The following is a 21,699-nucleotide window of genomic DNA, read 5'->3' as shown; positions in this document are numbered from 1 at the left end:
GAATAACTTATTTCTAGGAGGATCTCAATGAATAGGAAAATGGCTAAAAAAGGTACTGCCTTCGCCTTAACACTCGCTTTAACGATTCCAGCTCTTACACCTGCGGCAGCTGCAGGAAATAAAGAAATCAAAATTGATTCAGTTAAGTTTAATGGAATGCCTGCCCCAACGACAATAGAACAAATGGTGGATACCTATTCGACTGCATCCGTCGATGTAAAATACAGTAATGGAACTGTCAAAACGTTCCCGCTTTCATACAAACGGCTGTTTAAATCAGAAGATAAGGTTGCACTTAATAAAGGTGAGTTAATTCCTGCTGGTACCCCGATTGATGTCAAAGGAAATCCAATTATGGACAATAGTGTTCCAGGAAACCCAACACCATTTGTTTCGGATGCGCCTGACTCTAACAGTTTACTAAATCCCATTGACGGAAAGCTTTACATGGTTACCCATTACGAATATCAAACCATCGATGCTGCTGGAAAATCGGCCTATGGAATAGTTCCCGCTTCCATGTCGTTAACAACATTAGATCAAGGTGGGAAAACAGGTGAGCTAAGTCCTAAAGAGGTTAAGAAAATCGATTTTTCAAGTGTGAATGGACTTTGGATTCCATGTAATGGGTCGCTTTCTCCATGGAATACTCATTTAGGTTCCGAAGAGTATGAGCCAGATGCCCGCAATTATGAATTGGATCCGAAGTCTTCAGCAAGAACTCAAGTGGAAAGCTTTTCTCAGCTGTACTTTGGCGATAAATCCGTAGCAAGCCCCTATTTCTATGGGTATGTCCCAGAAATCGAAGTAAACAAAAACGGCGATGTAAAGGTTGAGAAGCACTACAGTTTAGGCCGGTTTTCTCATGAATTAATGAAAATGATGCCTGACAACCGGACAGCTTACTTTGGTGATGATGGTGGAAATACAGGTATGTTCATGTACATAGCAGATAAGGAGAAAGATTTATCTTCCGGTACCTTATACGCTGCCAAATTTGTGCAAACAGGAACGGAAAGTGGCGGTTCCGGGGATTTACAATGGATTAAGTTAGGACATGCAAGCGATAAGGAAATTAAAGCAATTCTTGATAAGGATATTAAATTCACTAATATCTTTGAAACATCGGATACAGCACAGCCAGGTTTTAAAGCGATCAAACAATATTCTTATGGCAAAACAGAATATGTAAAACTTAAACCAGGTATGGAAAAAGCAGCCGCATTCCTTGAATCCCGCCGCTATGCAGCCTATCTTGGAGCCACTACTGAATTCAACAAAATGGAAGGTGTCACCTATAATGCAAAAGATAACAAGGTGTACATCGCGATTTCCGACCAAAGCGGCGGGATGGAAAAAGACAGCACAGGTAAAGACCCAGCCGATGATATGCAATTACCAAAAATCAAGTCTGGTGTCACTTATCAATTAGATTTACGTAAGGATCAAAAAGATAAGAATGGTAGTGGCATCTCTAGTAACTATGTTGCAACATCCATGTCAGGTTTACTAGTAGGTGAGGATCTTGCGAAAGCTGATGCTTATGGTAACACGGCAAATGTGGACAAAGTAGCCAACCCTGACAACTTGAGCTACTCAGAAGAGATGAAGACCCTATTTATCGGTGAAGACAGCGGTAAACATACCAATAACTACGTGTGGGCTTATGATGTTGATACAAAAGAGCTAACACGTATTTTATCGAACCCTGCAGGAGCGGAATCGACTGGATTATTTGCTGCAGATGATCGGAATGGCTTCTCTTATATTATGAGTAATTTCCAACATCCTGGCGATGAATTAGATGCAAAAGCGATAACTGCCGTTAATAAAGATGAGTTAAAAACAGCTATGGAAAAAGAAATAGGCATTAATAAAACAGGCGGCATCGGCTATATCAATGGACTTCCATCATTGACCAACATGCCAGATTTCATCGCCCCTGATTCTCCAACTCTTACGAAAAAGCTCATTTCTAGATCTACGATTTTAAAGGGAAAAGCTGAGCCTGGATCGACTGTCTATATGTATGCCGGTAAATATTTTGGCGGTAGAGCAGTGGCAGATAAAAATGGAAACTTCAAAATGAGAATCAGAACTCAGAAAAAAGGTTCGACAATAATTCTTTATGCCGTCGATCAGGCAGGCAATAAGAGTGAATCTACTTCTGTAAAAGTGAAATAAGAAGATATCCTGATAATTAAATCGTCGTTAACTGCTAGATTTTATTAGCAACGTAGCAATTTAGTGGTTGATTGGTTAATTGATTTAGCAATATAACCATAATGGCAATTCATCTAATGGTGCCTGACACCAATGTTCTCTGTTCAAAATTCCGTCAAAGCTTTTTAAACAAACTGTGAACTAATCACTATCCCCATGTTGTTTAAGTGGAAAAGGGATTATAGTAGAACCATAAAGAGAAAACAAAAAGTGAAGGGCGGAATCAATTATGTTTAACAAATTTTTAAGAGAAAATAAAATTGCTTCTTATATTCTAACAGTCTTACGTGTCTATCTTGGCTACTCTTGGTTTACAGCAGGTTTAGGAAAATTAACAAGCGGCGGTTTTGATGCTTCTGGATTTTTAAAAGGAGCAATCGCTAACCCAGTCAAAGGTCCAGATGGCGCAATTGTATTTGGATGGTATGTTGACTTCTTAAAACACTTTGCTTTGCCAAACGTGGATATCTTTAACGTAGTTGTCCCTGTCGGTGAAACATTAATCGGTTTAGGCTTACTCTTAGGCTGCTTAACTACAACTGCGATGTTCTTTGGTCTAGTTATGAACTTCAGCTTCTTCTTAGCTGGAACAGTATCTCACAACCCTAGAGACATCTTCTTAGGCTTCATCATCTTAACAGCTGGTTACAACGCAGGTAAAATCGGTTTAGACCGCTGGGTTATTCCTTTCATTCGCAAAATCAGCAAAAAAGAAACTGGTACTACAAAGTCAAAAGTGGCAGCATAGCTTAATAATAAACAAAAAACGTCAACCATCGCGGTTAGACGTTTTTTTATTTCAAGCTAGTTGGGGTCCAGTACCTTATATTTAAAGGGATTATTGTTTTTCCATTTCTACAACAAGGAAATGTGATGTTTCATTTGCAAAAAGAGAAATGTCTTCTTCCGCAATTTCCATGGCATCCCGTGTGTCGAGGACAATGTTATTAATGGTAGAAGTGCCTTCGATTTGAACGAGATAGGCTTGTCTTCCTTCTTGGACTGGAAAGCTGATTTCCTTGTCTTTGTCTAAAAATAAAGAGTAGATGTTCGCATCTTGATTGATTTTGATTGGTGCTTCACCCTCAACACTTGAAACCATATGGAGCCATTGATTATGTCTCTCCTCAAAATCAAAACGGTTGTCTCCATAATTAGGGGTATGCCCATTCTGGTCAGGCAGAATCCAAATTTGCAAAAACCGCAACGTTTCATCGCCGAGGTTTCGTTCACTATGATAAACACCGGTTCCTGCGCTCATGTACTGCACATGTCCACGTGTAATGGTGGAGGTGTTTCCCATGCTGTCTCCATGTGTGAGCTGTCCATTGACCACATATGAGATGATTTCCATGTTTTGATGGGGGTGCATCCCAAAACCAGTCCCAGCCTCCACTAAATCATCATTGATGACGCGTAAAACCCCAAAGTGGATGTTAGTAGGATTATAATAATCGGCAAACGAAAAATGGAATTTACTTTTCAGCCAGCCATGGTTGGCACTGCCCATATTTTTACTTTCAATTTTTCTTAACATACGATCACTCCCAAGCTTAGTATAGATAGATACGAAAAATTTTATTAGAATACTCTCCATTAGAGTGTTTTTAAAAATGAATATCTTTAATTCGAGATAATTATAGTACTTAATTTAGCATAGGTCAATTTGATTTACTTGGTTGGTCACTATATAAAATAAAAACTTGATGAAGGTAATTCGCCAGTTCAGCCATCTATGAAAGGGGGCTGATCCTCACTGCTAAAGAATTAAAGTAGTGGGGGACTGACCCTCACTATGTTGTTCAAAATTCCGTCAAAGCTTTTTAAACAAACTGTGAACTAATCACTATCCCCATGTTGTTTAAGTGGAAAAGGGATTATAGTAGAACCATAAAGAGAAAACAAAAAGTGAAGGGCGGAATCATTTATGTTTAACAAATTTTTAAGAGAAAATAAAATTGCTTCTTATATTTTAACAGTCTTACGTGTCTATCTTGGGTACTCTTGGTTTACAGCAGGTTTAGGAAAATTAACAAGCGGCGGCTTTGACGCTTCTGGATTTTTAAAAGGAGCGATCGCTAACCCAGTAAAAGGTCCAGATGGTGCAATTGTATTTGGATGGTATGTTGACTTCTTAAAACACTTTGCATTACCAAACGTTGATATCTTTAACGTAGTGGTCCCTGTCGGTGAAACTTTAATCGGTTTAGGCTTACTCTTAGGCTGCTTAACAACTACTGCCATGTTCTTTGGTCTAGTAATGAACTTCAGCTTCTTCTTAGCTGGAACAGTATCTCACAACCCTAGAGACATCTTCTTAGGCTTCATCATCTTAACTGCAGGTTACAATGCAAGTAAAATCGGTTTAGACCGTTGGGTTATTCCTTTCATTCGCAAGATTAGCAAAAAAGAAGCTGGGACTGAAAAGTCTAAAGCAACAGCATAACTGAGGTAAACAAAAGCGCCGGGGGCAGATTCCCGGCGCTTTAAAATGGTGAAAAAACGGATCCAATTCAATATTGGGTCCGTTTTTTCATGATGCGCTCAGTCAGAGAGAGAACGTACTATGGTTTTTCCTTTCAACAACAAAGAAATGGATGAAACTTTGACACTGTCAATAAAGTTCAAATGGTGCCTGACACCATGATTTAAGTGAGGGGATTGGGCAATAATTAGATAAAAGAGGTTGCGGAGGTTTCCAATGGCGGACTTAAAGTATCTAGAACCCACTGAGCTGCTTGAAAAGATTTATGCTACACTTTGTTCGGAGTATGAGGATGCCCAGCATTACAAAAGCAAGCAGGACCAAAGTGAAATAGAAGTAACAAAAAGCCGGTTAACAAAGAAGATATTTAACGAGTTTGTCGTCGACGAAGAGTATTTTTTAACGATGGATTCTAAAGTATTTAAGGAAAGATACGACTTATATGAAGGGGACTTTTTAAAGTTGATTAAAGAATGCAGTGAAAATCGGATTGACTATGAGACCTTTGTGCATATCATTGATGATCTGATTGCGAGTGCAAAGTTCCGACTCCACGCATTTGAACAGTTAACCGAGGAAATTCAACGTGTAAAAGAAGAAGTGGAAGAAGAGACAGAAGAGGAAGAGCAAGAAGAGGAATAGCCGTCGCTTATCAACATGATGAACGACGGCCTTCTTTTTATCATATTAAGCATTCAAAGCTAATTGAATCATCATTTCAATTCCAGCAGGAATCGCTGCTTCATCGATATCAAACTTTGGATGGTGGTGTAGATACTGGCTTTTTTTACTTTGCATACCGACATGAAACTTATGTTTTCCTAAACCATAGCTCCATCTGCACCCAATCTGTACCCCTGAACTCTTGTACTGTAGGCCATCTTCCCACTGCTATAAAAGTAATACCATTTTCTATCTACTTTTACCCATCCAGTTTTCATTGCACCATTACTTCCGAGAAAGTACCAACTTCCACCATCTTTAATCCAGCCAGTTGCCATAGTGCCACTATTTTTCAAATAATACCAGGCACCACCATCTTTAATCCAGCCAGTGGCCATCGCGCCATTGTTTTTCAAATAATACCAGGCACCGCCATCCTTAATCCAGCCAGTGGCCATAGCGCCATTATTTTTTAAATAATACCAAGTTCCATCTGTTTTGATCCAGCCTGTTTGCATTACTCCATATACATTTAGATAGTACCAATATTTATCGAATACCCAACCTGTCCTTTTAACCCCAGTCTTTAGGTCAAGGAAAAACCACTTATTATCTTGGAATATCCACCCTGTCTTCATAGCACCAGTAGCAGGTTCTAGGTAGTAATATTTTCCACCTTCAGAGAACCAACCTAAATTTTTTATTCCATTTGTATAATGGTAGCGCTCTCCATTTTCTGATACCCAACCAGTAAATTGGGAGGAAACAATTGTAACATAACTAATGGCACTTCTGTTTCCTGCTTGATCGATAGCAGTTACGCTCAAAACTGTTCCAATGTTATACGTGGCCGGTATATTGACTATGTATTTACCATCTGCGTTTGCTAATCCAGTACCTAAAATAGTGCCGTTAAGTGCTACTTCAATGGCAGAATTCGGTTCTGCTACTCCTGTTACCTGTGTATCATTGTCATCAATTCTATTAACTATTGGTGGAGCTGGTGGTGTAGTGTCTTGTTCGTCTAAAGCATCCCAAGCAAGACCATAAACATCATCAGTAACATAAGAACCTACGTTAAGAGCACTTATGTAATAAGTTCCTGCTGCTAGAAGGTATCCATTTGTTTGTTGATGGTCATCTAATTGTATACTATCAGCATAAATTAAATTGTCATATTGATCGTTTAAGATAAAACCGATATTTGATAACGAATCGATAGGCATTAGTCCAGAAATAGCAATGTAACTAGGTTCCTGAAGATAAATTTCATAGTAATCAACATCATAAGGTCCGAAAGTACCTAAAACGATATCTCCTTTTGGTAAAAAGTCAGCTTGGGAAATGTAGTCATTTGGTTCATATTCATAGAGATAGTTACCAGTTAGTTCTTGTGTCGTGTAGCTATTTTGAGGTTTTTGGGGATGTACTAAACCTTGAGGTAGTGGAGACTTTAACATTCTATCAATCTTAGAATTAGTAAAGCCCTCCACTTTTTCTACTTTAACATGTGTTTGATCATTTTCGAGTTGTCCTTTTGTTCCGTCATAAGGTGATTCTGCATTTGCAGTAAGACCACCAAACATTAATATTCCAGTGGACAAGGCAATAAAACTACCAATCTTTTTAATATTCACTTTTATCCTCCCTTTATAACCATTCATAAATACAGCTCATTTTAACACAGGATTCAATTTTATTCTATAAATGTAAAAAAATAACTTTTATATCTATAAGTAAGTTATTATCTATGTTAAGGTGTTATTTCTCCGTAAGTCGTAAGTATCCGTAAAGGTGGGATTAAGTTAATAGAAAAGAGATTTTAAAAATGATAGGGACTATGAAGGGAACTTTCTAAGGATGATCAAAGAATGCAGTGAAAATCGGATTGACTATGAGACCTTTGTGCATATCATTGATGATCTGATTGCGAGTGCAAAGTTCCGACTCCACGCATTTGAACAGTTAACCGAGGAAATTCAACGTGTAAAAGAAGAAGTGGAAGAAGAGACAGAAGAGGAAGAGCAAGAAGAGGAATAGCCGTCGTTTATCAACATGATGAACGACGGCCTTCTTTTTATCATATTAAGCATTCAAAGCTAATTGAATCATCATTTCAATTCCAGCAGGAATCGCTGCTTCATCGATATCAAACTTTGGATGGTGGTGTGGATACTGGCTTTTTTCACTTTGCATACCGACATTAATGAAGGCGCCAACCTTATCTTTTAGATAATACGAAAAATCCTCAGCCCCCATCACAGGTTCTCTTTCCAGAAATGCATCCTCGCCAAACGCCTTTTCAATAATATCCTTGGCAACCACACACGCCTCCGGATGATTGTACAACGGTGGAGTTCCCTCAATAAATCGGTAGTGTCCTTTTGCACCAAAGCTTGCGCACAGTGATTCTGTTAATTGTGCGGTTTTTTTGTGCATCAGTTCAGCCGCTTCAAATGTCATCGCCCGAATGGTTCCTTGCAGGGTGACTTTTTCAGGAATGACGTTATAGGAATTGCCTGCCTGCATCCCGCCAAGAGAAATAACACCCGCATGCTGCGGATTCAAATTCCTGCTGACGATTGATTGAAACGCTTGAATCAGGTGGGTTGAAATATAAATAGGGTCTATCGTTTCATGTGGATACCCCCCATGCCCGCCTTTGCCTTCAATCGTAATTTCGAAATCATCACTAGAGGCCATGGCATAACCGGGAGCAAAGCCGACTTTACCAAGCGGCATACCGGAAATGTAATGAATGCCATAGATGACATCGACGCCTTCTAGGATGCCTTCTTTAACAAGCTGCTGGGCGCCGCTAGGGGAGGCTTCCTCCGAACTTTGAAAAATCAAAACAATATTATTTTTTACAAGATGTGAGTTTTCGCTCATCCATTTGGCTGCAGCCAGCAAGGTGGCGGTATGGCCATCATGACCACAGCCATGCATCACGCCGGGTATCGTTGAAATATAGGATTTATCGCCTTCTTCATAGAGGGGAAGGGCATCCATATCGGCCCGAAGCGCAATTGTCTTCTTTCCTTCTGTTCCTTTAAAATAAGCAACCACGTTGGGTGCTGAAAACTTCGAATCTATTGGAATACCAAACTCTGTTAATTTTTCAGTTACATAGGCAGCAGTTTTAAATTCCTGCCCGGATAATTCTGGGTACATATGAAAATGGCGGCGCTGCTCGATGGTCCAAGCAATTAGATCTGAATCGATTAGTTTTGTTTGCAACATGATGACTCCCTCAACTGTAGTAGATTTAGAATTGAATTTTTATGCATATAATTGTAATTTATATTCAATTATTGTGCAACTGCAAATATTTGATTTGTTAGGAGGGTTTTTGATTTTGCGGAGGATGGGGAGCTTAAACCATTCACTTTTGTGCATTTTGGGGGAGATTTTGTGCAGATTTAGGGGATGTTTGTGCCAATTTTCAACCGTTTTGTGCCTTTTACAGAGTGTTTTGTGTTATTAACCAATTTATTCCAAAAAATAGCCACCCGGTCCTCACGTGTCATCGTGCTTACAGGGTGGCTGTTATTTTAGGCTTGCTCCTTCAATCGCTCGGGAAGGTTTTGTATCGATTGGACCACAAGATCTAGTTTTGACTCTATCCGGTAGAGTAGATAAAGGGTGACAACGATGGGGAAACCTACATCACTTATGAAGGGAATGATTTGATCCACGACTTTTCACTCCTTTCTTAGGTTTAATGGTTGAAAAAAAGAGGCCAGTTTCATAGTGAAGCCGGCCTCCCTGATATTAAGCGAGTTCATATTCCGTCACGTTGCGATCGACTACTCTTGCTCCTTTTGCTGCCACCAACTTCCCACTGGCAGTTGTAAATACATCGGAAGCAATAATCTGCGCCATCGATAATTTGACCACTTCTTCATCAACCGGCTCCTTTGGATTCTCAATTGAGATGCGGCCAGTCTTGCCAAACTCCGTAGTAAATTGCAATTCTAATGATTTAGCCATTCTATTCACCTCCCATCCCATATCCTATTTTGTTTTTTGAGTCCCCATTAGAGTCCTCTTTGGTGTCAGGCACCGCTCAAAGACAGTGTCCAATTAGGGCGTACAAGTGAACTATTCAGCAGAAAGTGCTGTGCTGTCGATACGCTCCACTTTGTTTAGTTCATCATTGCACAAAGCTGAGATAGCTTGTGCTGCTTGAAATAATTGATCAACCGTTGCTTCTTTCCTTACATTGCTGAATGATTTAGCTCGGTAAATTGCTTTTCCTTGTTCATCCATGCCAATCTCAAATACCAAACGAAGCTTTGTCCCTTCTAGTAATGAATGTGCCATTGTTGCTCACCTCCTCTCACCCTTTATATATAGTTTTTAGGGTCAAAAGGACAGGGTCATAAAAAAATTTTTTCTCTTAGGACTAACAAGCGATTTAAGCGTGCCATTCACCTTTAATGTCAATGGTGCCTGACACCAATAGTCATTCCGCTGTAGTGGTAATGGTGCCTGACACCACTGGTTGTGTTTTCTAATTTAGTTGTGCGCGTAATTTTTTGAGTGCGTACATTTTCCACTGTTTTACGGCGGATATGGTTACATGTTCGCGTTCGGCAATTTCCCTAACGGAGAGGTCGTAGATGTAGGTGTCGATTAACCAAGTTGTTTCCTTTTCCGTTAAGCCATGGCAATAAGAGAGCAGAAGCTCTTTCTCCAACAGTGTGCAAGGGTCGCCTCCGTCCAAGGTTTCCCAGTATTCATCTTTAGGGTATAAGAAACGTTCTGCATCCTTGCACCGCTTAGTCAGTTCAAGCAGAAGTTTGCCTTTAATATATGAATAAGCATAATTGGTGAAGCTGCCTTTACTCACGTTAAAGCCATTTTGTGCCTCCCACAATCCAATTAAGGCAATTTGATAGAATTCCTCCTGGTCTTGATAAATATGGAGGGAACGAGTGATTTTGTGAATCATCGGCGTATACTGTTCAACTAATCGTTCAAAGCTATCCATTTCTTGATCCTCTCGGGATCGCGCGCTTTCCTTGTTTTCCTAGGTAGCTTTACGATACCGAGAATAAGATATTTAATCGAATTGCCATTTTTCCCTTTTGAAGGAAAAAGGGATAACACATGAATAAACAGACTATTAAAAACGTTTTTTGAAGGTGTCTCCGTAAAAAACAGCCAATAATGAGATGATTTTTAATCATTTAGGTGATTTTTAAAGACTAAAAAAATATGGTCTTGCACCATTCCTTTTGGATGATATTAAATTGAATTATGCTATGCCAAAATCTAAACGATTATATGTAGCTTGAGTATAGGGTGCGATATATTTACATTGCCGTTAGTATAGGTGGAATACGATTGGAGGAGCCTTTTATGAAAACCATAATAAAAATGTACGAACATCTACATTGGGCTAACTTACGGATTGTTGAAGCATTGAAAATGAGGGGAGACCAAAGCAGCCAAGCAAAGCAATTCTTTTCCCATGTCCTGCTTGCAGAAGAGGTATGGATCCAACGATTACAAGGCGGGAACAGCCCATCTCATTCTGAAGCACTCTGGTCGGAGCTTAGTATCGAGGGGTGTTTACGGCTTCTTGAAAAAAATAATCAGCGCTTTGCTGAGTTTCTAGCAGGTTTATCTAATGATAATCTTGAACAGTTTGTAGTCTATCAAAATAGCACAGGCAGGGAGTTTTCAACATCTAAAAGAGATATTCTCACGCATGTGGCTCTGCATGGTCAATACCATCGCGGTCAAATTAATCTACTGCTTCGGGAGGAAGGCTTAGAACCGGTGAATGTGGATTTTATTACGTTTGTCAGATAAATTACCTGTCATCTATGCAGAATTAACAGGAAATTCAACAAACAGAGAGCTAGGCGGGGGAGAATTTTAAAATAAGAAAATTTCTAAACCAGTGACTTTTCAAACAGTAAACTTTAGAAAAATCATTTATGATAGTCTGTATAGTAGAAAATGAATAATGGTGCTTCTTTGAAAGGGGTATTTTATGAGTAAGCCAGGAACAAAGGCAGATTTAAGTTTATTAATTCAATCGTTTAAATCCATACTCCTAAATCTCCCTGTCCCCTGTTACATACTGGACTTAGAGGGGGGCATTAGCCTTTCAAATGAGGCAGCCACCCTGCTGACAGGCTACAAAAGGAAGAAAAAATACAAGCGGAACTTTATCTCGCTATTGGAAGATGAATCAATTGAAAGCACGATCGCTCAATTTAAAAGGACTTTACAGGGCGAGCAGGTTCAATTCCAAATTTACATTAAACATAAAAATGGGAACAAAATTCCGGTAACGGTTGTCTCCATCCCGCTTGAAATCAATGGATCGGTTCAAGGATTGTGTGGATATATTTTTAATTCAACCATACCATCTGTAGCAGATGTTTATTTGCAAACAAGTAATTGGCATAAGCATTTTAACGATATGGATATTTGTTTATGGTCTGTTGATGCAAAGTCCTTAGCGACACTGCAAATTTCATCCGCATGCAATCGTATCTTAGGGTATGAAGAAGATAAGTTTTTCGAAAATCCTATGTTATGGGAAGAACTGCTGCATCCTCAGGATAAAGGTAAAGTGTTTCAACAACTTCAGTTGGTAGAAAAGGGGCAATCAGCCAAACTTGAGTATAGGATTTGTACCCAAGATGGGGAACATAAATGGATATTTGATTATATTATTCCAGTATATGATGACGATAGTGTTGCTCCAGGTAGATTCGACCGCGTTGTCATGGACATTGATGATCGGAAAAGGGCGGAAGAGGAGTTAACGTTTTTAGCCTTTCATGACCCGTTAACAGGCTTGCCAAATCGCAGGGTATTGGATGATGAACTTCACAATGCCTTAATGGATGCGAAAAAAAATAACCTTGTTGTCGGCCTATTATTCATTGATATTGATCGCTTTAAAGATATTAATGATTCCTTAGGTCATAAAATGGGGGATCAATTAATCCAAATTGTAGCTAATCGTTTAAGAGGACATCTGCGCTCTGAGGATGTGATCTCGCGCCAGGGCGGAGATGAATTTGTTATCTTATTAAAGAATTTACCAAATGGCCAGATCATTGATGAAATGGCAGCGGGAATCAGTCAAGTATTTGCTGAACCCATCATCCTGCTTAATCATGAGTACAGAATGAGCGTTAGTATCGGGACAAGCTTTTTCCCTGACCATGGGCAAGATGCCGAAACACTTTTGATGAAGGCCGATCATGCGATGTATCTCGCAAAGGAGAATAAAACAGGAATTCAGCAGTATCAAACGGGCATGTCGACAACCCTTTCACGAAAAATGCTGCTTGAACAAAATCTTCATATGGCGGTTGAAAAGGATGAGCTTTATCTAGAATATCAGCCGATTTGTGATGTGAATGCGAAGCAGGTCATTGGCCTTGAAGCTCTGCTGCGTTGGAAGCACCCTGTACTTGGAGCTATTTCTCCAGGAGAATTTATTCAAATTGCTGAGGAATCGGATCTTATTATTAAACTTAATCATTGGGTGTTAGCAGCTGTTTGCCGGCAGAGGCGTCTGTGGGCAGATCAAGATTTACCTCCATTTTATATTTCTATTAATGTACCGGCCCGGCAAATTCACCAAAGTGATTTTATTGCAACGGTCAAAGAAATGATATATCAGTATAATTTACCGCCGCAATTTATAAAAATTGAAATAACCGAACGAACAGCGATGACGAATGTTGAAAAAACCTTGAACACCATGAGGAAGTTGCAGGAATTTGGGGTGGATTGTATTCTTGATGACTTTGGTATCGGCTATTCTTCGATTAGTTATCTTGTTCAATATCCGTTTAATACCATAAAGATTGATAAAGCGTTTGTGCAAGGCCTGAACAATAAAAATCAAAGATCCATTTGCCGGGCATTAGTGGCCATGGGGAGTAACCTTGGTATGAACGTGGTGGCTGAAGGGGTGGAAGAGCTAGAGCAATATCACTATTTATGCAGTATTGGCTGTCATAAAATGCAAGGATACTATTTTAGCAAACCCACTTCGGTTGAATTAGTGGAGAAGTTTTTCTAGATTCCATTATAATCTTCTTTTTAAAGCAATTCTTCTTTATAGAAGGGTTGCTTTTGTTTCTTCATTGCATGTTCAGACTGGTTGTCTAGAATTAGACTGTAAAAAGGGTATATGATAAGTTAGATTCAAATATTGCCTGGTACCGCGTCCTATAAAGACAAAATAGACTCGAAGTATTAGAATAAATTTTTGAACAAAAGCTAGAAGTGATAGTTTTAACTACCACATGGAGAGGATTATTTCATGAATCTAAAATCACATCTCATTTTCGGATTTATCATTAGTTTAGTTTGTGTGCTCGGCTTCTTCTTTACCACCTTGTTAATAAGTGACCATAAAATTATCGCTTTTGATAGCAAGGTAATCGGAGCCATTCAAGGACTGGAAACACCGTTGTTAACAAAAGTAATGAAATTTTTCACTTTTGTTGGTTCAGCTCCAGTAGTCATCGTCCTTAGTATCTTATTAATCATTTATCTTTATAGGGTATTACATCATCGGTTAGAATTAATTTTATTTGTTTCAGCTATTATCGGCTCGGCTATATTAAACCAAATATTGAAGCAAGTTTTTCACAGGGTGCGCCCTAATTTGCACCGCTTAATTGATATTTCAGGATACAGTTTTCCAAGTGGACATGCTATGAATGCCTTTACGGTGTATGTGATCATTTCCTTCTTGCTTTGGCGTCATATTCCAAGTAAGTGGGGAAGGAGCCTGTTAATCTTCCTAAGTACGGTCATGATCCTAGCGATTGGGACCAGCCGGATTTATTTGGGTGTCCATTTTCCTAGCGATATCATCGGTGGGTACTTAGCAAGTGGATTCTGGTCAGCAGCTGCCATTTGGTTTTTTCGATATTATCGGGAAAAACGATTTAACAAAAAATTAAAATATGTAGAATGAAAAGGTGCCTTACCCCATCAAGCGTTAGCGCTGTGTGGGGCAGGCACCTTTTTACGATCATCCTCCGCCAATAGGAAACATGATAATCACATCATCACCGTCATGTAAAACTCTATCTCTTTTTGCCCCCATTTTATTAACGAGAAAGGTAGCTTTCGTTAATAATCCTTCCTCCGATTCATCTAATTTCTCCCCAATTATATTCATCAGTTCTTCAATGGTAATGCTATTCGGCAGCTCGAGCTCTTTTTTTTCATGGGTTAAGGAGGGGATCGGAACCCCAAAGTAACTAAAATGGATAATCAAATGGCAACACTCCAGATTCCTTAGAATGAATGGGCAATTTCGGCAGCTTAAGCTCCGTATAAATCCTCGATCACTTCGTCTAAATGACCGACACGCTCTAGCATTTCTCGAGCCGGTCTTCCTGTTTCAAAGTCCCAGTTGACCGATTCAAAGAAGTTGCGGGCCAACAGTTCGGTATCAATGGAAACACCTGCAAGCGGGCCAGCACTTAAGGCCGGCTTACCAACCGCACGAGCTGAAATGGTAAGATCCGACGGCTTAATGCCTTCCCTGACATTAAAGGCGTGCCGCATGTTGAGAATCCGCAATCCTGTTGTAAATTTGTCCTCCTCTTTAAAGGCCATGCCGGTCAGGGCTTCAATATATTCACTATGAACGCCAGGCGGAGAGACCATTTCACCAAACATGCAGAGTCCTAAACTGTTCAGCACTTCGGTATGGGTAGTTAACGCTAGATCCAAATCTCCTGTTCCGCGGTAGTCATATTTATCACTGGTTTCAGCCCCTGCCATTTGCAAGCCACCCAAACCACCTTTGACATGGCGGCCCGGTGATGGGTCATATTGGTAGGTTCTAGCTAAACCTGGTGCAAACCGTGGGTCATGCATGGGCAGTTCAATTCCTGAAGCAGTTTGCAAGAACTGTGCTCCTTTACCAAACTTCTTGGCTGCATAGGCAGAACCATTAGCCAGAATTGCACCAACACCTTCACCATCGCACATTTTTTGCAGCATTGCTACGATTGCATCGCCATCTCCCCAGGTTAAATTAATGCCATCCAATTCTTCTTGGCTGAGAATGCCGTTCTCGTAACATTCCATCGCCCACGCAATCGTCATTCCGGCAGAGATCGTATCAATTCCATATTGATTACACATTTCATTACATTTTAAAATGGAAGCCGTATCATAATTCAGCAAGGTGGAGCCGAAGGCAGCAGCTGTTTCGTATTCGGGCCGGTCGGTTTTTCCAACTGGATACTTTCCGTCGTTCACTTCATACTCAGCGCCGCAGCCTAACGGACAGCGGGAACAGGCATACTTTTTCGTCTTATATTGATCCATTTCAGCTGAGCCGACTTTTTGGACATTTTCAACACCAAAATCAATGACGCCAACGCCGCCCCAGTTTTTAACCGGTGAATCGCCGCTTAGAGCAGAGGCGGGTGTGGTGCTGCCGGTGCCCATCGCACCAAAGGCCTTGCCGATTGGACTTTTTTTCATCACAGCCCCGACTCGTTTATTTAATTCTTGAATCCGTTTGGGATCAGCAACCGGAACTGTCCCGGTTCCAAAAACGGCAATCGCTTTCAATTTTTTCGATCCCATGATCGCTCCGCTGCCGCCACGTCCTGGTGCCCGGTGGCCGTCATTAATCGGGCAAGCGAGCAGCGAGACGTTTTCACCAGATCGTCCAATTGCGAGCACACGCAATTTTGGTTTTCCCGTTTCCTCTTTCAAATCTTCCCAAATTTCCTTCGTATCCCTGCCCCATAAATGTGTGGCATCTTTAATCTCCGCCTTCCCATCCGTGATCCACAGGTAGACAGGTTTTTTAGAAATCCCCGAGATAAAGACCGCGTCATAGCCAGCTTTTTTCAGTTCAGGTCCAAAATAACCGCCGGAGTTGGAATCATTCCAGCCGCCGCTGATCGGTGATTTATGGACGACGCTGTAGCGGCCGCCAAAAAAGGCATTTGTCCCATTGGAGGGTCCTGTGACGAAACCAATCATACTATCAGGACCGAGTGGATCAGCTCCTGCCGGCATCCGTTCATAGAGCACTTTTGCGCCAATTCCGTAGCCGCCGATGAAATTTGCAGCTAACTCATCCGGTAATTCCTGCTCCTCTATGATGCCTTTTGTTAAATCCACAAAAAGCAGCTTTCCAGCATATCCACCAATCATACACATTCCTCCTCTTCCTTCATCCATGCTGGGGAAGAAGGATCAGTTTTCACTAGCTTTGTAAAATCTAGGCGGTTGTTTCCTTTATCATAAATATGCAGAAGCGGGGGTTAAAATCACTAGGAATAGAGGGGAATAATAAAAAAACCCAACTCCATTGAGGAATTGGGTATTACAAATTTCGTTGTGTTAATTTACGCTGAAGCCTGTTTAATTGCTCCATCAGCTGCTGATACTCATCCCACTCAATTTGACAGGTTTGAATGGTTTCACTCAGTTTTTCAGTGATGGCGTGTTTTTGCTCATTTGCTTTCTTTTGTAAAAAAATAAACACCTTTCGTTCGTCGTCTTTGGAACGTTCTTTTCGAAGCCAGCCGTTGGTTTCCATCCTTGCAATCATAGGGGTTAACGTGCCGGTGCCAAGATTCAATTTCGCTCCCAATTCTTTGACTGTTACGCCGTCAGTCTCCCATAATGCTAATAGAACTAAATACTGCGGATAGGTTAGCCCAAAAGGCTGCAGGACTGTACTATAGAGTTTTGTAAATTCACTGGCTGTTTCATAAATGGCGAAACAAAGTTGATTTTTTAATGTGAAGAAGTCTTCCAAACGATCACCTATTCTTCATTAGGAGATGACTTTTTTGATATCATCTTCAATTTTGTTTGGTTCAGTCGTAGGAGCATAGCGTTCCACCACATGACCATTTGCATCTACTAGGAATTTTGTGAAATTCCATTTGATATTTTTCATGAGAAGGCCTTTTTTCTGTTCTTTTAAAAAGGCAAATAAAGGATCGGTATGATCGCCATTTACATCAATTTTCGCAAAGATGGGAAAGGTGACCCCATAGTTCATTTGGCAAAATTGGGTCGTTTCCTCAATATTGTCGAACTCCTGGTTATTGAATTGATCGCAAGGGAAGCCTAAAATCTCTAAGCCTTGTTCCTGATATTTTTCATATAATTCCTGCAGACCTTTAAACTGCGGAGTCAATCCACATTTGCTGGCGGTATTGACAATGAGCAGGGGTTTACCTTGGTAATCCTGTAAAGACTTCATCGTGCCGTTGGTCATTTTAACACTAAAATCATAGACAGTTGTCATCGTATTTCCTCCAATTATTTAGTGGATAGTAAGGTTGATCGTGTGCAATTTAATCGTACACGATTTAATTGAATCTGACAACTGTATTATGGTTTATTTTTTCTCCAATAACCACTTCGTAACCAATTTATTTTCTTTAACTGAGATTAAATGACCAGGCATTTTTTCAGTACCGTTTTCGATTAGGTTCAAAAGTTCTTGCTCAGAGTACTTACTGCTCATGTTTAACACAGAAGGACCAACCGCTCCTTTTAAGTCGCCGCCATGACAGGCTGAACATTTATTCCCATAAATAGTTTCTCCATCCGCTGCTTTACTAGTTTCTGCATTGGATGAACAGCCTGCTAATAATAAAAGGGATAGTCCCACCATTGCCAAAAGTTGTTTCATTTTTTATTCCTCCATAAACAATATTAGAATCAGCAAATTCCTTTCAAAGATAGTTCTCCCTTCTTTAAGAAGAATGTTTAAAAATACTGCTTCTATCACGATTATAAAGTGAATTACCTTATGAATAGTGCTTAAAACTTGAAAGTTTTCGTACAATTCCTGCAGATTTTGAAAGCATGATTACCAATCAAAAAGGCCATTACCTAAAAGATAATGACCTTGTCATCATGGCTGCACTTCTGATTCATGGACTAATTGAATGTTAAATCTATTGCCCTTTTCTCTGATTTCCCAATAGCCTGACGTATATTTGTAGATGACTGTATAAAGCTTTCCCTCAAATAACACTTCTTCTGTGTTCATTCTCTACCATCCTATCTAATAATGAAGTGATACTATATATATTCATTTACCCCATTTTTTATTAATATTTTTCGAAATTTGTCAGAATTTCATACTAATAGTCTAGGAGAAGAGAGTATGATATACATTAAGATAGGTTTTATTGTCTGACAAATAAACAAATAAGAAATCAAGGAAAAGGGAATAGTTCAGTTTTATTCCTTCTTTCGGGCAGGGGGGAGTTTCGATGAGGAGTTATCTTATCTTGGGAATGTGCGGATTATTTTTGATTCAATACTTTGTGGAGCTCGAGTGGCTTCAATTGGTGGTGGTAGGGCTATCTTTACTGGCTTTTATAGGCAGTGCCTTTAAGGCCGATCGTTTTCCACGCTGGCTCGGGCTGGTCATGATGACAGCGGGATTGGTCATTGAATGGAGAAAAGGAACAGGAGTAGAGGGGATTAGTGATGGGCTCTTCTTGATCCTGCCGTTGTTGTGCCTGCTTACGCTGGCACCTTTACTGTCGATTCCTTTACGGCTCGGAGGGTTCTTCGAATCCATCGCGGTGTTATTGCGAAATTTATTACATCAGCCCAAAAAACTGTATGCGGGGATTACCGGGACCCTGTTTTTATTAGCCCCAGTCTTGAACTTAGGTTCGGTGCGAATTATTAATGAATTCTTAGAGGAAATTAAGCTTCCATCCACGATGTCAGCGAAAAGCTATTTGGTGGGCTTTTCTACTGCTGTCATGTGGTCGCCGTATTTTGCATCCGTTTCACTCGTACTTCACTATCTAAATATTTCTTTCAAGGACTATATCCTTTATGGTATCGGCTTATCATTGCTCTCTTTATTAGTCGGAAATATTCTGTTCGCCCTTTGGGAGAAAAGGCACCCGCTTTCAGAAGGATTATCTTCAGAGGTACCGTTAGAAAAAAGGCATCGCCATCAGCTGATGAAGTTAGTATTATTTGTCGTCCTCCTGATGAGTTTTTGTTTATTTATCGAGAATTTAACGAATTGGTCGATGATTGTCATTGTTTGCCTTGTTTCAATTTTCATCCTGCTCTTGTTTGGGGTTTTCACAAAAAAATGGAAACAGTTGAAAGCGCCATTAATCGATTTTCGTGATCGGACAGTGCCGATGCTGAATAATGAAATCATGCTGTTTATGAGTGCTGGGATGCTGGCCTTCGCCATGAAAGGCACTACTGCTGCAAATGGGGTAAGTACGTTCCTCAGCTACTTGGCACAGCGGTCCTTTGTCTTATTTGCGCTTGCTGTGATGGTCATTGTCCTTAGCATTACCTATATCGGAATCCACCAGATTGCAGCGGTTGGAGCATTGGCGATGCAGTTAAATGCCGCTGAGTTAGGAATGAGTAACCTTGGACTAGCCTTGCTGCTGTTACTGACGTGGTCTATTTCCACGGCACTCAGCCCTTTCTCAGGACTCAATTTAATGGTGAGCCGCTTTGCAGGGATATCAGGGGTACAAACCGGGCTTCGGGCAAATGGGCTGCATTTGTCGATTATAGCCGTTATTGGCATTGCGATTATCTCCTTAATTGGATAAGTGTTCCTTTTCATCAAAAACAGCCTTCACCCTTGTGTGGTGAGGCTGTTTTTTCTCGTATCTTAAACTTGTCTATGACTGCATCTTATAAAGGATATACCCTGTGAACAACTGAAATAAATCGATAAAATTTTTCGGATTTTTGTTTGTTAGGATTTCAATCCTTTGTAAGCGGTAGGCTAAGCTGTTGCGATGAATATGAAGTTCGTTCGAGATCACATTCATATCGCCACTATTTCTAATATAGCACATTAGGGTTTCGATTAGTTCATGGCCCTTGGGATGCTCATTTTGTTCGATAAAAAAATCAGTCATTTCTTTAAAGACAATTTCCTTATTGGTTAAGTAATCAATAAATTTTAAATCCTGATAATAGCAACATAAAGAAGGGAGTTCCATTTTCTCGGAAATTTCAATGGCTCGTTTGGCTTCTTCAATCGACTTGGCTACATGTGTATAGCCATCACCAATTCCAATTCTTGTTTCAGTTTGCGAGATTAAACCTTCTAGTCTTTTTAAAATATCACTTTCATTTGGTACAATAAACAAAATCATGCTTGGGTTGAGTCTAAATGTAAATTCTTGGTCATGTAAAAAAGGTGATTTTGTCAACCTTCCCTTTACGATGACTGCTTTTCTAACCAGATTCAAGTTGATTCCAATCGCAGCGCCACTATTTATAAAAGCCGCATCATATTCTTCCTTTCGAAAGACCCATTGATATAAATATTCTTCTTTGATTTGTTCTTTTACCCGGCGCTCTTTAAATAAAAATTCCTGGTTGATTAATAGCTCGGAGGTAACACGAACAAGTTCAGCAAAGGGCTCAACGATGTGGGGGTCGCCACTGATCCCAATTACGCCAATCATTTGATTTCTGAAGTGAATCGGGATATTTACACCGGGTTTTGAATCCCCTTCAGAGTCATAGATACTAACCATCTTTCCGCATTCAATCGCTGATATGGCCCCTTGATGATAGGTGTCGATTCGTTTTTTATCGCCGCTGCCAATAATTAATCCCACTTCATCCATAATATTTACATTATAAGGAATGACCTTCATTACCTTTTCGGCAATCTCTTGAGCTAAAATTTTGTTTATTTTCATAGGATTAACCTCCGATTTATGAATGATAGGGAGAAATATTACTAGAATACATTGGTCGTTTGCCCAAAAAGTAATTTGTTTTATTATCTGTTTGAATAATGATTTATTTGTAAGACAATTATACAATAAAAATGTAAACGGTTACTTGAAAATTTAAAAATGTTTTTAATTTGTATGATTTATCGTAAATAAATAGTCACTTGACTTACTTCTTACAAAAAAATGGCTGCTTTGCCCCAAAAGATTTTTTGTTCAAATGACTAAAAAAATACGAATAAACTTTAGCAAACTGAACGAAGCTATTTTCTCTCTAACCGGTTACGATAAGAATGTGAAATGATTCACGAACTAACTAACCTCTCGTCAGCTAATCAAATGTTTAAAATTTGTACTAATTTTCGCAAAGTTTACATCATCATAAAGGTTATTATTAGATTACGAAGTTTGAAATAGTGTTAATCGAAATAATAGTCTTTTCATAAAAATAAACTTTGTGAGTGAATTCACAAGAAATCTATGAATGATTGGCGGGAACGGGAAAGAGCTAGGAGGAGGCAGCCAGTTTTAAACCAAATGGAGTGATACCAGGTATGTCACACGCTTGGGGCAAAACAG

23 protein-coding genes are annotated in these 21,699 nt (G+C 39.8%); 9 read left to right on the top strand and 14 right to left on the bottom strand.

Annotated elements, in window-relative coordinates:
• Positions 1–27 precede the first annotated feature (27 nt).
• On the top strand, positions 28–2,184 hold the full coding sequence (locus tag AC4E8C_RS21195; protein WP_490208609.1) for a PhoX family protein: 2,157 nt from the start codon (positions 28–30) through the stop codon (positions 2,182–2,184).
• A 268-nt stretch (positions 2,185–2,452) separates the two neighbouring features.
• Positions 2,453–2,971 carry a DoxX family membrane protein gene (locus tag AC4E8C_RS21190; RefSeq protein WP_490208608.1) on the top strand — a complete coding sequence of 173 codons (519 nt, stop codon included), beginning with the start codon at positions 2,453–2,455 and terminating at the stop codon, positions 2,969–2,971.
• A 90-nt stretch (positions 2,972–3,061) separates the two neighbouring features.
• On the opposite strand, the gene AC4E8C_RS21185 is transcribed toward AC4E8C_RS21190, so the two are convergent.
• Positions 3,062–3,760 carry a pirin family protein gene (locus tag AC4E8C_RS21185; RefSeq protein WP_490208607.1) on the bottom strand — a complete coding sequence of 233 codons (699 nt, stop codon included), beginning with the start codon at positions 3,758–3,760 and terminating at the stop codon, positions 3,062–3,064.
• A 390-nt stretch (positions 3,761–4,150) separates the two neighbouring features.
• Here AC4E8C_RS21185 and AC4E8C_RS21180 point away from each other — a divergent pair, with 390 nt between their 5' ends.
• Complete coding sequence (locus tag AC4E8C_RS21180) at positions 4,151–4,669, top strand: DoxX family membrane protein (protein ID WP_490208606.1); 519 nt, start codon at positions 4,151–4,153, stop codon at positions 4,667–4,669.
• Between the two features lie 255 nt (positions 4,670–4,924).
• Positions 4,925–5,350: a hypothetical protein gene (locus AC4E8C_RS21175; RefSeq protein ID WP_490208605.1), complete on the top strand. Its 426-nt coding sequence runs from the start codon at positions 4,925–4,927 to the stop codon at positions 5,348–5,350.
• 179 nt (positions 5,351–5,529) lie between these two features.
• On the opposite strand, the gene AC4E8C_RS21170 is transcribed toward AC4E8C_RS21175, so the two are convergent.
• On the bottom strand, positions 5,530–7,008 hold the full coding sequence (locus tag AC4E8C_RS21170) for an Ig-like domain-containing protein (protein WP_490208604.1): 1,479 nt from the start codon (positions 7,006–7,008) through the stop codon (positions 5,530–5,532).
• A gap of 223 nt (positions 7,009–7,231) precedes the next feature.
• Between AC4E8C_RS21170 and AC4E8C_RS21165 the strand changes: the two genes are divergently transcribed.
• Positions 7,232–7,411 (top strand): hypothetical protein, encoded by a 180-nt coding sequence (locus tag AC4E8C_RS21165; RefSeq protein WP_490208603.1) that lies wholly within the window; start codon positions 7,232–7,234, stop codon positions 7,409–7,411.
• A gap of 45 nt (positions 7,412–7,456) precedes the next feature.
• Here the strand turns inward: AC4E8C_RS21165 and AC4E8C_RS21160 are convergent, their stop codons facing one another.
• The 5 genes from AC4E8C_RS21160 to AC4E8C_RS21140 all read right to left on the bottom strand — a co-directional run bounded on the left by AC4E8C_RS21160 (position 7,457) and on the right by AC4E8C_RS21140 (position 10,367).
• Complete coding sequence (locus AC4E8C_RS21160) at positions 7,457–8,614, bottom strand: M20 metallopeptidase family protein (RefSeq protein ID WP_490208602.1); 1,158 nt, start codon at positions 8,612–8,614, stop codon at positions 7,457–7,459.
• Between the two features lie 311 nt (positions 8,615–8,925).
• On the bottom strand, positions 8,926–9,069 hold the full coding sequence (locus AC4E8C_RS21155; RefSeq protein WP_490208601.1) for a YvrJ family protein: 144 nt from the start codon (positions 9,067–9,069) through the stop codon (positions 8,926–8,928).
• Between the two features lie 76 nt (positions 9,070–9,145).
• The gene (locus AC4E8C_RS21150) at positions 9,146–9,364 is read right to left on the bottom strand and encodes a DUF2922 domain-containing protein (RefSeq protein ID WP_490208600.1); all 219 of its coding nucleotides are present in this window, start codon (positions 9,362–9,364) and stop codon (positions 9,146–9,148) included.
• Positions 9,365–9,475: 111 nt separating this feature from the next.
• Positions 9,476–9,697 carry a DUF1659 domain-containing protein gene (locus AC4E8C_RS21145; protein ID WP_490208599.1) on the bottom strand — a complete coding sequence of 74 codons (222 nt, stop codon included), beginning with the start codon at positions 9,695–9,697 and terminating at the stop codon, positions 9,476–9,478.
• 190 nt (positions 9,698–9,887) lie between these two features.
• Entirely contained in the window at positions 9,888–10,367 is a 480-nt protein-coding gene (locus AC4E8C_RS21140) for a sigma-70 family RNA polymerase sigma factor (RefSeq protein WP_490208598.1), read from the bottom strand.
• 371 nt (positions 10,368–10,738) lie between these two features.
• Here AC4E8C_RS21140 and AC4E8C_RS21135 point away from each other — a divergent pair, with 371 nt between their 5' ends.
• The 3 genes from AC4E8C_RS21135 (at position 10,739) to AC4E8C_RS21125 (ending at position 14,342) form a co-directional block, all read left to right on the top strand.
• Positions 10,739–11,194, top strand: coding sequence for a DinB family protein (locus AC4E8C_RS21135; RefSeq protein WP_490208597.1), 456 nt, complete (start codon positions 10,739–10,741; stop codon positions 11,192–11,194).
• 184 nt (positions 11,195–11,378) lie between these two features.
• Positions 11,379–13,436: an EAL domain-containing protein gene (locus AC4E8C_RS21130; RefSeq protein ID WP_490208596.1), complete on the top strand. Its 2,058-nt coding sequence runs from the start codon at positions 11,379–11,381 to the stop codon at positions 13,434–13,436.
• A 243-nt stretch (positions 13,437–13,679) separates the two neighbouring features.
• A complete protein-coding gene (locus AC4E8C_RS21125; protein ID WP_490208595.1) occupies positions 13,680–14,342 on the top strand; it encodes a phosphatase PAP2 family protein in 663 nt (220 codons plus the stop codon).
• Between the two features lie 57 nt (positions 14,343–14,399).
• Here AC4E8C_RS21125 and AC4E8C_RS21120 read toward each other — a convergent pair whose 3' ends face one another.
• The 6 genes from AC4E8C_RS21120 to AC4E8C_RS21095 all read right to left on the bottom strand — a co-directional run bounded on the left by AC4E8C_RS21120 (position 14,400) and on the right by AC4E8C_RS21095 (position 18,416).
• Positions 14,400–14,648 carry a MoaD/ThiS family protein gene (locus AC4E8C_RS21120; RefSeq protein WP_490208594.1) on the bottom strand — a complete coding sequence of 83 codons (249 nt, stop codon included), beginning with the start codon at positions 14,646–14,648 and terminating at the stop codon, positions 14,400–14,402.
• Between the two features lie 47 nt (positions 14,649–14,695).
• Positions 14,696–16,555, bottom strand: a complete 1,860-nt coding sequence (locus AC4E8C_RS21115) for an aldehyde ferredoxin oxidoreductase family protein (protein WP_490208593.1) — start codon at positions 16,553–16,555, stop codon at positions 14,696–14,698.
• A gap of 172 nt (positions 16,556–16,727) precedes the next feature.
• Complete coding sequence (locus tag AC4E8C_RS21110; RefSeq protein WP_490208592.1) at positions 16,728–17,165, bottom strand: MarR family winged helix-turn-helix transcriptional regulator; 438 nt, start codon at positions 17,163–17,165, stop codon at positions 16,728–16,730.
• A gap of 18 nt (positions 17,166–17,183) precedes the next feature.
• Positions 17,184–17,663, bottom strand: coding sequence for a glutathione peroxidase (locus AC4E8C_RS21105; RefSeq protein ID WP_490208591.1), 480 nt, complete (start codon positions 17,661–17,663; stop codon positions 17,184–17,186).
• A 93-nt stretch (positions 17,664–17,756) separates the two neighbouring features.
• On the bottom strand, positions 17,757–18,053 hold the full coding sequence (locus AC4E8C_RS21100; RefSeq protein ID WP_490208590.1) for a c-type cytochrome: 297 nt from the start codon (positions 18,051–18,053) through the stop codon (positions 17,757–17,759).
• Positions 18,054–18,278: 225 nt separating this feature from the next.
• A complete protein-coding gene (locus tag AC4E8C_RS21095; RefSeq protein ID WP_490208589.1) occupies positions 18,279–18,416 on the bottom strand; it encodes a hypothetical protein in 138 nt (45 codons plus the stop codon).
• Positions 18,417–18,642: 226 nt separating this feature from the next.
• Here AC4E8C_RS21095 and AC4E8C_RS21090 point away from each other — a divergent pair, with 226 nt between their 5' ends.
• The gene (locus tag AC4E8C_RS21090) at positions 18,643–19,974 is read left to right on the top strand and encodes a hypothetical protein (RefSeq protein ID WP_490208588.1); all 1,332 of its coding nucleotides are present in this window, start codon (positions 18,643–18,645) and stop codon (positions 19,972–19,974) included.
• Between the two features lie 72 nt (positions 19,975–20,046).
• Here the strand turns inward: AC4E8C_RS21090 and AC4E8C_RS21085 are convergent, their stop codons facing one another.
• A complete protein-coding gene (locus AC4E8C_RS21085) occupies positions 20,047–21,084 on the bottom strand; it encodes a CdaR family transcriptional regulator (protein ID WP_490208587.1) in 1,038 nt (345 codons plus the stop codon).
• Positions 21,085–21,699 lie beyond the last annotated feature (615 nt).

Source organism: Neobacillus sp. SRL179, from assembly GCF_984799095.1.
The sequence above is the reverse complement of the archived record's forward strand: the minus strand, read 5'-3'. Positions and strand labels throughout refer to the sequence as shown.

Coding starts and splice junctions, on each gene's coding strand:
- AC4E8C_RS21195 (WP_490208609.1), top strand. CDS start 28: ATGAATAGGAAAATGGCTAAAAAAGGTACTGCCTTCGCCTTAACACTC.
- AC4E8C_RS21190 (WP_490208608.1), top strand. CDS start 2,453: ATGTTTAACAAATTTTTAAGAGAAAATAAAATTGCTTCTTATATTCTA.
- AC4E8C_RS21185 (WP_490208607.1), bottom strand. CDS start 3,760: ATGTTAAGAAAAATTGAAAGTAAAAATATGGGCAGTGCCAACCATGGC.
- AC4E8C_RS21180 (WP_490208606.1), top strand. CDS start 4,151: ATGTTTAACAAATTTTTAAGAGAAAATAAAATTGCTTCTTATATTTTA.
- AC4E8C_RS21175 (WP_490208605.1), top strand. CDS start 4,925: ATGGCGGACTTAAAGTATCTAGAACCCACTGAGCTGCTTGAAAAGATT.
- AC4E8C_RS21165 (WP_490208603.1), top strand. CDS start 7,232: ATGATCAAAGAATGCAGTGAAAATCGGATTGACTATGAGACCTTTGTG.
- AC4E8C_RS21160 (WP_490208602.1), bottom strand. CDS start 8,614: ATGTTGCAAACAAAACTAATCGATTCAGATCTAATTGCTTGGACCATC.
- AC4E8C_RS21150 (WP_490208600.1), bottom strand. CDS start 9,364: ATGGCTAAATCATTAGAATTGCAATTTACTACGGAGTTTGGCAAGACT.
- AC4E8C_RS21145 (WP_490208599.1), bottom strand. CDS start 9,697: ATGGCACATTCATTACTAGAAGGGACAAAGCTTCGTTTGGTATTTGAG.
- AC4E8C_RS21140 (WP_490208598.1), bottom strand. CDS start 10,367: ATGGATAGCTTTGAACGATTAGTTGAACAGTATACGCCGATGATTCAC.
- AC4E8C_RS21135 (WP_490208597.1), top strand. CDS start 10,739: ATGAAAACCATAATAAAAATGTACGAACATCTACATTGGGCTAACTTA.
- AC4E8C_RS21130 (WP_490208596.1), top strand. CDS start 11,379: ATGAGTAAGCCAGGAACAAAGGCAGATTTAAGTTTATTAATTCAATCG.
- AC4E8C_RS21125 (WP_490208595.1), top strand. CDS start 13,680: ATGAATCTAAAATCACATCTCATTTTCGGATTTATCATTAGTTTAGTT.
- AC4E8C_RS21115 (WP_490208593.1), bottom strand. CDS start 16,555: ATGATTGGTGGATATGCTGGAAAGCTGCTTTTTGTGGATTTAACAAAA.
- AC4E8C_RS21105 (WP_490208591.1), bottom strand. CDS start 17,663: ATGACAACTGTCTATGATTTTAGTGTTAAAATGACCAACGGCACGATG.
- AC4E8C_RS21100 (WP_490208590.1), bottom strand. CDS start 18,053: ATGAAACAACTTTTGGCAATGGTGGGACTATCCCTTTTATTATTAGCA.
- AC4E8C_RS21095 (WP_490208589.1), bottom strand. CDS start 18,416: ATGAACACAGAAGAAGTGTTATTTGAGGGAAAGCTTTATACAGTCATC.
- AC4E8C_RS21090 (WP_490208588.1), top strand. CDS start 18,643: ATGAGGAGTTATCTTATCTTGGGAATGTGCGGATTATTTTTGATTCAA.
- AC4E8C_RS21085 (WP_490208587.1), bottom strand. CDS start 21,084: ATGAAAATAAACAAAATTTTAGCTCAAGAGATTGCCGAAAAGGTAATG.